The 12,916-nt window shown below is 55.3% G+C and carries 9 protein-coding genes; 4 read left to right on the top strand and 5 right to left on the bottom strand.

What is annotated here, in order from left to right; translation table 11 throughout:
- Positions 1 to 59: 59 nt before the first annotated feature.
- The gene (argH, locus tag ABQ298_10525; protein MEQ9824808.1) at positions 60 to 1,475 is read right to left on the bottom strand and encodes an argininosuccinate lyase; all 1,416 of its coding nucleotides are present in this window, start codon (positions 1,473 to 1,475) and stop codon (positions 60 to 62) included.
- Between the two features lie 210 nt (positions 1,476 to 1,685).
- Here argH and ABQ298_10520 point away from each other — a divergent pair, with 210 nt between their 5' ends.
- Positions 1,686 to 2,276, top strand: coding sequence for a hypothetical protein (locus ABQ298_10520; GenBank protein MEQ9824807.1), 591 nt, complete (start codon positions 1,686 to 1,688; stop codon positions 2,274 to 2,276).
- A 207-nt stretch (positions 2,277 to 2,483) separates the two neighbouring features.
- Positions 2,484 to 4,496: a thioredoxin domain-containing protein gene (locus tag ABQ298_10515; GenBank protein ID MEQ9824806.1), complete on the top strand. Its 2,013-nt coding sequence runs from the start codon at positions 2,484 to 2,486 to the stop codon at positions 4,494 to 4,496.
- Positions 4,497 to 4,509: 13 nt separating this feature from the next.
- Here ABQ298_10515 and glpK read toward each other — a convergent pair whose 3' ends face one another.
- The 3 genes from glpK to ABQ298_10500 form a co-directional block, all read right to left on the bottom strand.
- On the bottom strand, positions 4,510 to 6,030 hold the full coding sequence (gene glpK / locus ABQ298_10510; GenBank protein MEQ9824805.1) for a glycerol kinase GlpK: 1,521 nt from the start codon (positions 6,028 to 6,030) through the stop codon (positions 4,510 to 4,512).
- Between the two features lie 202 nt (positions 6,031 to 6,232).
- Entirely contained in the window at positions 6,233 to 8,983 is a 2,751-nt protein-coding gene (locus ABQ298_10505) for a TonB-dependent receptor (GenBank protein ID MEQ9824804.1), read from the bottom strand.
- Between the two features lie 378 nt (positions 8,984 to 9,361).
- Positions 9,362 to 9,604 (bottom strand): HigA family addiction module antitoxin, encoded by a 243-nt coding sequence (locus ABQ298_10500; GenBank protein ID MEQ9824803.1) that lies wholly within the window; start codon positions 9,602 to 9,604, stop codon positions 9,362 to 9,364.
- A 47-nt stretch (positions 9,605 to 9,651) separates the two neighbouring features.
- Between ABQ298_10500 and ABQ298_10495 the strand changes: the two genes are divergently transcribed.
- Entirely contained in the window at positions 9,652 to 9,963 is a 312-nt protein-coding gene (locus ABQ298_10495; protein ID MEQ9824802.1) for a helix-turn-helix domain-containing protein, read from the top strand.
- A gap of 101 nt (positions 9,964 to 10,064) precedes the next feature.
- Positions 10,065 to 12,584 carry a beta-galactosidase gene (locus ABQ298_10490; GenBank protein MEQ9824801.1) on the top strand — a complete coding sequence of 840 codons (2,520 nt, stop codon included), beginning with the start codon at positions 10,065 to 10,067 and terminating at the stop codon, positions 12,582 to 12,584.
- A gap of 9 nt (positions 12,585 to 12,593) precedes the next feature.
- Here ABQ298_10490 and ABQ298_10485 read toward each other — a convergent pair whose 3' ends face one another.
- The gene (locus ABQ298_10485; protein MEQ9824800.1) at positions 12,594 to 12,800 is read right to left on the bottom strand and encodes a SlyX family protein; all 207 of its coding nucleotides are present in this window, start codon (positions 12,798 to 12,800) and stop codon (positions 12,594 to 12,596) included.
- Positions 12,801 to 12,916: the final 116 nt, after the last annotated feature.

Below are 12,916 nucleotides of genomic sequence, written 5' to 3'. Positions count from 1 at the left end.
GACAAAAAATCTTGGTTATTCCAAGTTTTTTGGAACCCGCCAGAACGCGGTACAGCAATCTAGTGAAGCAGGGAACGGTTTAGGCGCTGCTTCCACTCGGCGATTCGTGCGGCATTCTTTTCCGGAGTTGGCATGCCGTATGCGTTGCGCCGTTCGATGGAGCGTTGAAATTGGAAGATCTCGCGGTAGCGTTCGTCGAGCAGGGGACAGATTTCCCGGGTGATCTTGAGGTCGATTTCATGAATGCCGACCTGCAGTTCTTCCGCCTTGGCGACGAGCTTGCCCACGATGTGGTGGGACTCACGGAAGGGAATGCCCTGTTCGACGAGGTAGTCGGCAACGTCGGTGGCGAAGAGCATGGGATCGAGTGCTGCCTTCTCAAGTCGGTCCGTGCGGAAGCGCAGCTTTGCGATCAGGTCCTCAAAGAGGTCGACGATGCGTGCCACCTGGTCGTGAGAATCAAAGACAGCCGGTTTGTCCTCCTGCAGGTCGCGGTTGTATGTGAGTGGCTGCGCCTTGAGCAGGTTGAGCAGGGTATTGAGATTTCCGATCACGCGGGCGGATTTGCCACGAGTGAGTTCGAGCGCGTCCGGATTGCGCTTTTGCGGCATGAGACTCGACCCGGTGGTGTAGCTGTCGGGCAGTTGGATGAAACCGAACTCGGTGGTTGCCCAGAGGATCCAATCCTCCGAGAGTCGCGAAAAATGGATGGCGGTTTGGGTACAGGCGTAGGCGAATTTGAGCAGCGTATCGCGTGAGGCCACGGTATCGAGGGTATTGCCGGAGATGATGGGCTGACCCTCTGCATCTACAAATCCGAGCGTGCGGGCCGTGTGCTCCCGGTTGATCGGCAATGTGGTTCCGGCCAGGGCACCACTTCCGAGCGGGCAGACATTGGCGCGTTGCCAGGTGTCGCGAAACTCGAGCATGTCGCGCCAGAGCATCTCTACCCAGGCCAGACAGTAGTGGGCAAGTGTGATGGGCTGCGCGCGCTGCAGGTGGGTGTAGCTCGGCGCGGCGGTGGAGAGGTGTGCTTCGGCGTGTTCGACCAGGCGGAGGGCACAACGGGAGAGTCCCTGCATGAGTTCTTCGCAGGCTGCTTTGAGGTAGAGATGGATGTCCGTGGCGATTTGGTCATTGCGGCTGCGCGCGGTGTGTAGCTTGGCCGCTGCGGGAGTGATGGCTGCGAGCGCCTGTTCGATATTCATGTGCACGTCTTCAAGCTGCACATCCCACTGAAAGGTTCCGCTCTTGATTTGCGTGGCGAGCTGGTCGAGGCCCGCATGGATCGCGTCCCGTTCGGTCTCGGTGAGGATGCCGACCGATGCCAGCATGGCGGAGTGGGCCTTGCTGCAGGCAATATCAAAGGGTGCAAGTCGGTGGTCAAACGAAACGGATTCGCCAAATGCGACCATCTTTTCGCTTGGCAGCTCGCTGAACCGTCCACCCCAGGTTGCCTGCTTGAAGTTTGTCATGTCGCGAAGATGAGTGCTGGTGGATTCAAAATCAAGTTTGAATAAGGCACTGCATCATTGCGTCGGAGATTGCCAGTTCCCGTTGCAGGCAAACCAGGTTCTGGAATTTTTCGGAAAATGTGTTGAGTCCATTGCAATCGAATGGGGACAATTTACATTCAATTCATCCCGCATCGTCCTACGACGGATGTGGAATCCTACATTCAAGCTATGAAATCATCGATCATCCCTCTCTCACTTGTTCTGAGCGCTGTTGCCCTTCCGCTGTTGCATGCGGATGATGTGACCGAAACCATCGAGGAAGCGACTGCTTATTATGCAGACGAAAACTACTCGGAGGCCGCAAGCAGTCTCAATTATGCCGTACAGCTGATCAACCAGAAAGCTTCCGAGCAACTGGGCCAGTTCCTCCCGGAAGCACCTGACGGATGGGAGAAGGGTGAACCGGAATATCAGTCGGCAGGTGCGTCCCTTTTTGGGGGTGGCAATACGGCGTCGGCCCGGTATTCCAACGGCAACGCAACGCTGACGGTCACGATTGCTGCCAACTCTCCTGCGCTGCAGTCCATGATGATGTTTGTGAACAATCCGGCGTTCCTCGGTGCGAGTGGTAAGAAGATCGAGCGCATCGGCGGACAGAAAGCCCTGGTCGAATGGTCTGATAACTATGGAAATATCAATGTCATCGTTGCGGGCACGGCACTGCTTACCGTGGAGGGTAGTGAAACCACGCTTGAGGCTGCCACGGCACTGGCAGAAGCGGTGAATTACAAAAAGCTGGTGGCCCAGCTGATGCAGTAGTTTTTTGTGTTCAACTGCCCGCAGGAGCGGGTAATTGATTGAAAGAGGCGGATCTATTTTTGGGGTCCGCCTTTTGCATGAGTGGGGTTTTTGAAGGCGATGTCGGGGTTGATTCAGTGAGCAATGGTATGCATGGTAACCCTTGCGTCTTTTGAATTTTTCTTACCAATACCAACCCTTAAGCCGTTGAACCGATCTGATCCAATCATGGGAAAAAACCGTCTCGCCGAGCAATCCAGTCTCTACCTGCGCCAGCATGCCGATAATCCGGTGCACTGGTGGCCGTGGTGTGAGGAAGCCTTTGAAGTCGCTCAGCGCGAACAGAAGCCGGTGCTGGTATCGATCGGGTATTCGTCATGCCACTGGTGTCATGTGATGGCACACGAGTGCTTTGAGGATGATTACATTGCCTCATTGATGAACCGCCTGTTCATCAACATCAAAGTGGATCGGGAGGAGCGTCCGGATGTTGATCAGATCTACATGGAGGCTGTGCAGATGCTCAACCAGCAGGGCGGGTGGCCGTTGAATGTGTTCTGTTTCCCAGACAAAACCCCATTTACCGGTGGCACCTATTTTCCTCCGGAGGACCAGGGATTTGGCATCATTCCCTGGCCGCACCTTCTGTTGAGAATTTCGGACGCGTTTCGTGAGCAGCGGGATGAGCTGCGGCAGAATGCGGACGCCATCCGCAATAACCTGCACTATCTGTCAGGTCCAACGCTCGAGGATCCTGGTGCCTGGGAGAATTCCCTGCTGCTTGATGGAGCACAGGTGATCGTGGAGACACTGGATGCGCGACTGGGTGGCTTTGGTGGGACTCCCAAGTTCCCGCCCTCACAGACGCTGGGATACCTGATGGCGGTGCGGCGAACGCGTGCCTGCGAGCAGGAAATGACGGAGCTGGCGCGTTCCATTGATGAAGCCTTGCAAATCTGCTGTCACGCGCTGGTGCGCGGTGGATTGTTTGACCACGTGGGCGGCGGATTTTTCCGCTACAGTGTGGATGCCGAATGGCGTGTGCCACACTTCGAAAAAATGCTCTACGACAATGCCCTGCTGCTGGAAACGCTGTCGAAGGCGTCAACCCAGTATCGCTGGCAGGGACTGGAGGCAGCGGTTCGCAAGACCGTGCGGTGGCTGCAGCAAGACTTTCAGATACATCCGGGGGTGTTTGCAGCGGCGCTGGATGCGGACTCTGAAGCGGGAGAGGGAGCTTACTACCTGTGGTCGGAAGCTGAGCTGAGGGAGGCGGTACCCGCCTCGCGTGTGGAGGACTTTCTCGAAACCTTTGCCATTCGGGGAAAGGATGCGCTCAACCTCTATCCCTGGTCGGCGAAGGATGCGGATTACCGCAGTTTTGCACCCGTGCTTGAGGACCTGAGAGACCTGCGTGAGCAGCGCCCCGCTCCGACCCTGGACCGCAAAGTGCTGACTGCCTGGAATGGCTTGTTGCTGCGAGGACTGAGCATTGCGGCCTGGGTGTGGGGTGAGAAAGACTGGCTGGAGACGGTGAAGCAAGGACTCGACTGGCTTTGGGAGCATCACCGTCGCGAAGATGGCACGCTGGCAACGGTATCCTATCCCGAAAGCGGAGCTGTTGGGGAAGGGGATGGATTTCTGGATGATTATGTGAATTTTGCGCTCGCCAATCTGCAGTTTGCGATGGTGGCGGACTGGTTGCAGGTTGGATTCTGCGAGCAGTACCGGGAGCGAGCGGTGATCCTTGCTTCCGCAGTGTTGGAACGCTTTGCGGATGCCGAAGGTGATGGTTTTTTCTTCTGCTCCACCCGCGATGCTGCGGGGCACATCGTTCGGAAGAAGGAGTGGTTTGACAACGCCTATCCGAGTGGCAATTCGGGCATGCTGCACCTGTGCAGCCTGCTCTCCGTGCAGTCGCACGACCTCGCGCTTTCGCAGGCGATGACTTCTCTCAAGCGCGCCTATGTGGAGCGGGTGCGCCGCATGCCCAATGGGGTGGCATTTGGACTGGAGGCACTCACCTGGGATGCGATGGGGGTAGCGCAGCTCAAAGTGGGAGCACAGGTCAATCTTGATGCGCTGGTGGCGTCACTTCGGGAAATCCCGTGGCGTCCACTTTGGCTCGAAGTGGATTCCGGGATGGCAGCCAATGACCTGCAGCTCTGTGTGGGCACCCACTGCCTTGCTCCAACTACCTCGGTGGAAGCTGTGCTTGAAGCACTGGGAAAGGGTGAGTAATCAGAACAGAGTATTAGGCTTGGTCGGAATCGGAGTCTGGGTTCGTCCAGGATTTTGAGCGGTTGATGGCCTCGTGCCAACCTCGCAACTGCTGCTGCATGCGCTCGGCGGGTTGTTGTGGTGTAAAACGGGTGCCGATGGTCCAGTGTTGCGCAATTTCCTCGCGGCTTTCATAAAATCCAACGCCAAGACCGGCCAGGTAGGCCGCGCCCAGTGCGGTCGTTTCGACGATGTTGGGTCGAACGACCCGGGTCTGCAGGAGATCCGCCTGGAACTGCAGAAGCGGTTCGCTGCGGGAGGCACCTCCATCGACACGCAGTTCCTCCAGGTGAATGCCGGAGTCCTTCTCCATGGCCCAGATCAGATCGGCACTCTGATAGGCAATGGACTCCAGCGCGGCGCGGCAGAAGTGCGCGCGATTCGTGCCGCGCGTCATGCCAAAGGCCGCGCCACGGGCATAGGGATCCCAATGGGGAGCACCAAGGCCTGCAAACGCGGGCACGAGATAGAGTCCGTTGGCATGCTCAACCGTGCTCGCGATGTCATCGCATTCGGCTGCGCTCTGAATCATTTTCAACTCATCGCGCAGCCACTGGACGATGGCACCGGCGATAAAGACTGAACCTTCGAGTGCGTATTCGGTGCGGTCGCCGATTTTCCAGGCAATGGTGGTGAGCAGATTGTTTGAGGAAGAGATGGGTTGGATGCCGGTGTTCATGAGTAGGAAGGAACCAGTTCCGAGGGTATTTTTGGCCATGCCCGGTTGAAAACAGGTCTGCCCAAAGAGGGCGGCGTGCTGGTCGCCCGCGATTCCCGCAATGCGAACCCCGCCGGGGAAGTGTTGATCATCAATGGTGCCATACACCTCGGAAGAGGACTTCACGCTGGGCAGCATGGATCGTGGAATGTGCAGCAGTTGAAGAAGCTCGTTGTCCCAGTCGAGAGTGTGAATGTTGAAGAGCAAGGTGCGGGAGGCATTGCTCACATCGGTTACGTGAATCCGACCCCGGGTGAACTTCCAGATCAACCAGGAATCCACCGTGCCGAGCAGTAAGTCTCCGCGCTCCGCACGTTCGTGGACGCCTGCCACATTTTCGAGGATCCACTGCACCTTGGTTCCGGAGAAGTAGGGATCGAGCAGGAGTCCGGTGCGTTCGCGAAAGAGGGGTTCAAGACCTTCCGCTTTCATGGCGCGACAGCGGTCTGCCGTGCGCCGGTCCTGCCAGACGATAGCAGGGTAGACGGGTTTGCCGGATTTGCGGTCCCATACGATGATGGTTTCGCGTTGGTTGGTGATGCCCACTGCGGCGATGTCGTGGGAAGAAAGGTCTGCCTGGGTCACGGCTTCGGCGGTCACGGTGCTTTGGCTTGACCAGATGTCCATTGGGTCGTGTTCCACCCAGCCCGGCCTGGGGTAGTATTGCTTGAATTCCTTCTGGGCAACGCTGATTGGGGTGCCCGTGCGGTCAAAAACGATGGCCCGGGAACTGGTCGTTCCCTGGTCGATGGCGAGAATGTATTGGGGATCGGACATGAGCGTTTTGGGGACGGGTATTCAAATGCGCGTGAAGCGGCAGAGTTTAGGATGATTTTGAGTGGAGTGCAACCCGTGTTGGACGGGAAACTGGAGAGGTGCATGGATGATCCTGTGATGGCAACCGCTGATGCATTCGCAAAAAGAAGGGCGCGAACTCGCGTTCGCACCCCTCGATTGATTGATTGAGACGAAAGTCGGATCAATAGGACCATTTGAGTCCGGCCGTCAGGCTCCATCCGTAGGATTCGAACTGTGCAAGCCGTTCGGACTCGCCATAGTAGGCGCGAAGGGGTTCGTCGCCGAGATTGATGACATTGGCGAAAATTTTGAGTTGATCACTGAGGTTGTAGAACATGGAAAGATCCCACTGACCGTGTGCTTTCATGTAGCGATCCTCAAAGCCCTCGGCACCCAGTTCGTCGAGATAATCATCCCGGTAGGTGTAGGAAAGACGCACGAACAGGTCATCGTTTTCGTAGGTCAGTGCCAGATTGCCGATAAGATCGGATTGTTTGATGAACGGAAGGTCGCGTGTGGATTCGCCGGGTTCGGGCGGAAGCACGGTAGCTTCAGAATCTGTCAGAGTGAGATTGGCGTAGATGCCGAGGCCATCGAATGGTGCCGGCAGGAACGTCAGCTGTCGCTGAAAGGCGAGTTCGAGTCCGAGGATGCTACCGGAATCCCCATTGCGGAACGAGGTAATCTCCGCATCTGTGATGTCACCGAAACTTCCTTGGTTCACCTGTTCGTAGATGAAATTGTCGATGTCTTTGTAGAATGCGGCAACCGAGAAAATACCGACGGGTTCGAGATAGTATTCAAACGAAAGATCCACGTTGAGCGATTCGAGTGGATCGAGATCGGGATTTCCGACAGTGACCTCGTTGCCCTCGATTTCTGCGTTGGGGAAGGTTTGCTCAAAGTTGGGGCGAGCGATGGTTTGGTTGATCGAGAAACGAATGATCTTGTTTTCATCAATGACGCGCTTCAAGTGCAGACCCGGTAGCAGATTGCTGTAGGAATTGCTGCCGCTGACTGCTTCGATGGACTCCTCTTCATCATTGTAAACAAAACCGCTGGTTTCAAAATCGGTGGATTCGAGTCGAACTCCGGTGATGAGTTCCCAGCCTGCAATTTGTGCGGTTCCCATCACGTAGGTGGCGAAAACGTCTTCTGTGGAGTTGAAGTCCTCAATGGTCGAATCCACCTCGTTGAATTCCATGGCAAAGGCATCCTGTTGTTCGCGGAAACGGTCAGTGAAATTCAGCGCGACATAAGGCAGAGCCGTGCGAAAAGGATCGCGGGCATTTTGGAACACATTGCCATTCAGGGAATCGGCAAAGGACGGGTTGTCATCGCTTTCGGAAACGGTCAGGTCGCTGTCCTTTTCCTTGCCGCGCATGAGCAATCCCATCTGAAGGCTTTGCAGTAATCCACCTGTGAACTGGTGGGTGTAGTTGATCTCGGCGCTAAGGTCTTCTTCGGAAACAATCTGACTGGCGAGTTCGATCCCGTCGAACTCGTAGGCACTGGCGTCAAAGAGGTCGTCTCCGCCGACATGCTCGATCGAGAGTTTTGGCGAATTCGTGTTGTGGAAGCGAATGTCGCTGACGCCATCAAATTCGAATACCGTCTCAAAGTCACTGGGCGTTTCCTCATCGGCACTGGAAAAGGCAATACGGTAGTCAAGCTTGCCGCTGCTGAACTCGTGCACTCCGCCCGCAGAGGTTGCGAAAATCCGCATTTGCTCGGTGCGATCCTTCATTTCCCGCACAACCTCAGTGTCGACACCGACGAAGGAGTTTGGGCTGATTTGCGTGAAGGCGTCTGGTGCGAGTTCGACGAGATTGCGAGTTTCGGTATCCTCGTATTCATTCCAGCTTGCGCGAATATAGTAGTAGCGGTCAGCAGAAGGTTCAAACTCCAGACTGGTGGAAATTCCGGTGCGGGTGCGCTCAAGATCGTATTCCCGGAACTCTACGGCACCAGTGGCATAGCCCTCTGAGCCATCATCGCCCTCTTCCAGTTCCCAGGTATCGGACTCGTTGTTGTCGGAACCAAATGTGCGTTTTTCATAAGAGGCGTTGATCATCCAGCCCACATTACCATCGGCAAAAATATGACTGAATGCTCCCGCGACTTTGCCGTTCCATTCGCTGACGAGGTCGCTGTAGTTGGTCTGCAGTTCGATGCGGCGGATTGCACGGTTTTCGTCAAACGCACTGGGTGTTTTGATGTTGATGTATCCCCCGACAGAGTCACCTGGTTGACTGGGAAGCGTGGACTTGTAGACCTCCAGGGTTTGCAGGGTGTCGGAGGGAATGGTGTCGAGCAGCGTTGCGCGTTCTCCCGTACCTGGAGAGGCGAGCTTGACCCCGTCGATGGCGACTGCGTTGAGATTGGGATCGATTCCACGGATGACGACAAATCGTCCTTCTCCCTGGTCGCGCTCGATCGAGACACCTGGCAGGCGATTCAGTGCTTCGGCTGCATTCTGATCGGGAAACCGACCGATCGCATCGGCGGCCACAACATTGGAAAGGGTGGGGTTACTGCGCTGCAGGTTGAGTGCGCGTGCGGTTCCGACCTGTGTGCCGCTGACGGTGTAGGGTTCGAGGTCGATGACCACATTGCCGAGGGCGACTTCCACGGTGGCGGTTTCGTTGGGAACAATGTCGACGCTGACCGAAGTCGTGGACAATCCGAGGTAGCTGACACGAAGGGTGATGCTGCCAGCGGGAATTCCCGAGAGAAAAAAGGAGCCACCCCGATGAGTGACGGTTTCCAGAGACGTTCCATCCACCAGGATTTTTGCGCCGTTGAGCGGGGATTGGGTGGACTGGTCGAGTACCGTGCCGGAAAGACTTCCAACGGATTGGCCCTGTGCGGTTGCAAGCGAAGAAACGGCTACCAAAATGGCTGCCAGCAGGTGAGTCTTGAATGTGTTCATGTTAGCTGAGATCGAATTCAGATTTCCGGGTATCATCCGGTCTCTGACAATCTCCGGAAATCACTTGAATCTCCGAAACGCGAGGGAAAAAGAGGATGGGATTCATATCGTTGCACAGCTGTCACAGTGTCACCTGATTGTAACAATAAGTGTCTAGTTTTCAGGTGTTTAGAGTGGGTTTGCTTTTCTTCACAAACGCGAGCGCATTCCCTCAAATCTCCTGCCAGCAAAAGGTGTTTTCCGGGTTGTTCAGACAGGGGAACTTACGAGGAAGTGAGCGTGTTTTCTGAGCACGGTAAGATGTGTTCCCGTAGCGACATGGGGAACGAAGCGGTTGGGGCAGTCCGGTATGAGCTGGATTGCCCCTTTTTTGTTGGCTCAATCGATTTTGAGCGTTGCGAAGGGTTTCACCTCGCTACGAATTTTCTGAGCCTTGAGTCGCTTCACGTTGCGAAGGTCAAATTCCTTCTGCATGTTGAGCCAGAAGGCTTCGTCCTGTCCGAAGAACTGACCGAGGCGAATGGAGTATTCAGCGGTGATGGACCGCTTTGCATGGATGACTTTGTTCAGGCGCACTGGATCAGTATGCGTGCAAGTTTGGGCTTGATTTGATTGATTCAGGTATGTTAATACGGTATTTTGAATATACGAAATAGAATTCTTGCATTATGGCCAGGCAATCCTACTCGACGGAAGTATTTCAAAAAAACCAGATTGGCTGGACTCTGCTTAGCAACCACGGTCACGTCTTGATCTGCCTGGCGCGGGATCCCTCCATGCGCCTGCGCGATGTGGCGATGCAGGTGGGCATTACGGAGCGGGCAGTGCAGCGCATTGTTGCGGATCTGAATCAGGCGGGATTTCTCGAGATCACCAAAAGTGGACGCTGCAATTCCTATGAAATTCCGACGAACGCACCGATGAAACATCCGCTTGAGAGCGATTGCTCCATCGGTGAGTTGTTGAAGCTGTTTCTCTGACAGCTGAACTGCACAATGCATTGTGCCGGAGAATACCACTCTGACAGTCCGGACTCTTGGGGCGTTGAACTTTGGGGGATGGAAACGCGCTATCGGATGTCATGCCCACGACACTTATATCCCCTGTTGGTTTTTGGTGCTTTGCCTGGCTGTTACTGCTCCAGGCAGTTGGCCATGCATCCGAATTTCCGTTGAAGCTGAAGGTGGATCCTGGAGAAATTCCGCAGGAGCGAGTCATCCGTGCGATGGGGCCAGCGACAAATCCGGCAGGTGAGACCATCGGTTATGATGCCATATCTCTGAAACGCAATGGCGAACCCTGGATGCCGGTGATGGGTGAATTTCACTTTTCCCGCTATGCTCCCGATCAGTGGTTGAGGGAGCTGCACAAGCTGAAGGCTGGCGGCATTGACATTGTGGCGACCTACCTGTTTTGGAATCACCATGAGGAACGGGAAGGGGAGTGGAACTGGGGCGCATCGCGGGACATTCGAAGCTTTGTTGAGGCAGCAGCACAGGCGGAGTTGAAGGTATTTTTGCGCATTGGCCCGTGGTGTCATGGTGAGGCGAGATATGGTGGCATTCCGGATTGGGTCGTGCATGGCGACATGACAATTCGCAGTAATGATGCGAACTATCTCGCCAAGGTGGAGAACTGGTATCAGGCCATCGGGGAGCAGGTTGAAGGACTGATGTGGGCACAGGGAGGTCCGGTGGTGGCCGTGCAGCTCGACAATGAATATGCGGGATCATCTGCCCATTTGCTGGAGTTGAAGCGACTGGCGATTGCTGCGGGTCTGCATGTTCCGCTGTATACGCGAACGGGTTGGCCGAAGTTGCAGGATTTGATGCCGGAGGATGAGATGTTACCCCTGTTTGGAGTTTATGCGGAGGGATTCTGGAATCATTCCCTTGAACCCATGCCCGGAAAATACCGTGAAGGATTTCATTTTTCGAAGGTACGAACCAGTTCGGACATTGGCTCCGATCAACTGGGTGACCTCATTTCTGAGGACGAGTCTGAGGCGCGGCGCTATCCCTACCTCACCTGTGAAGTGGGCGGGGGGATGATGAACAGCTATCACCGGAGGGTCTGGATCGAGCCAGAGGACGTGCTTTCCACGGCATTGGTGAAGTTTGGATCGGGTGGAAACCTGATGGGATACTACATGTATCACGGTGGATGGAACCCAGTTGGAACCTACAGCACCTTACAGGAATCACTGGTGACGCAATATCCCAACGACATGCCTGTGAAAAATTATGATTTTCAGGCTCCGATCGGGGCATCGGGGAGACTTCGGGAGCATGCGCACGGTTTGCGACAGTTGCACCTGTTCCTGCGCGACTATGAGCATTGGGTTGCGCCGCTGCAGACGTTTTTACCGGAAGTGCGCCCGAAGGGAATGGCTGATACCGCGACCCATCGCTGGAGTGTTCGCAGTGATGGTGAAGGTGGGCTGTTGTTTTTCAACAATTACGAGCGCTTGTGTCGGATGCCTGAGCGCAGGGTGCAATATGCGATTACCGGATTGAAGGAAGGTGCATTGAAGATGCCGATGAGTCCGGTTGTGTTGGAGGATGGGGACTTTGGGTTTTGGCCGTTTCGCATGGAAATTGCGCCGGGATTTGAGATCGAGTGGATCACTGCGCAACCGCTTTGTCGTGTGCGCGATGACAATGGAGACTGGGTCGTCTGTTTCAGGCAGAGTGGGAAGGTGTCTCCTGAACTGGCCTTTAAAGCGGATTCTGGGTTAACAGTTGAAGCGCAGCGCGGAACAGATGTGAGGGAAATTGAAAATGGATTACAGTACATCGGTGAATTGGAAACCGGGATGGAGCCAGCAGTGACACTACTGGCTGCCGATGGAACGCGCAGGTGTCACCTGGTGTTCCTTGAGGAATCCCAGGCAAATCAGTTGTGGAAGGGACGCATGGGGAATCGGGATCGCCTGGTTTTGGCAAACAGCGAGCTGGTGTTCCGCGACGGAATGCTCGAGCTGCATCCGATTCGGGAAGGCGGAGTTGAGTTTTACTTGCTACCGGATCTTGGCGCACCCCCACGCTTGGACGGAAGCAAGATCAGCAGTCGAACCGACGGGTTGTGGGCTGGGTATGTGATCCCAGAAAAAAGGGTTTTCTATCGCCAGGAATCCGTTGCCTTGCAGGCATTGCGTGAGGCGGGTGAACTTCGTTCGATTCCATTGGGACCCTACAAATCCAGGGTGGCAATGGCTCCGGTGGATGCGGATTTTGAGCAAGCGAAAAAGTGGCGATTGCCGCTTCCGAAACTGGAAGCACTGGAAGAGGATGTGGAGCTGATGTTGCAGCTTGACTACGTGGCGGATGTCTTGCGTCTGAAAGCGGATGGAGCCTTGTGGATGGATGATTTTTACAATGGAAGAGGTTTTGAGGCCCCTGTGCTTGAGCTGGCAAACACGAACGGACAATCTTTGGAAACATTGGATGCACTGGAGCTTCTGCTGTTGCCGCTGCAACCGGATGCGCCGATCTACCTGCACCCCAGCGTGCGCGCTTCACTCCCGACTGGTGAATCGGTTGCGCAGCTGCGAACCGCACACTGGATCCTTCGCAGCCCGATTCGGTTGCACGTGGAATGAGCAGTGTGCTCAGTAATGCGGTGGTTTTTCCATAGCCGGTGCATTGCCTTCGGCAGATTCCATGTGTTCGCGAAGCTGTTGCGTGAGCAGGGTGATGCGCTTTTCGAGAGAATCGATCGTGCGTTGCTGGTGATAAACGACCTCGTTCAGCTCCTGAAGGGTCTTTTCGAGATAAGTGACCTTGATCTCAAGTTGGATGGCTGGATCTTGTCCCATGGAAACGGGTGAGTTCGAATTCCTTGAAATCAGGCGCGTCGCAGCACTTCGCTGACGAGTTTTTGAATGCCTTCGGCAACTTCGGCAATGGAAGCATCATACATGTAGGCGGGAAC

It is taken from the genome of Puniceicoccaceae bacterium, assembly GCA_040224245.1.
In the GTDB taxonomy this organism is placed as follows: domain Bacteria; phylum Verrucomicrobiota; class Verrucomicrobiia; order Opitutales; family JAFGAQ01; genus JAKSBQ01.
Note: the sequence above shows the minus strand (reverse complement) of the source record. Positions and strands in the feature narration are given on the sequence as shown.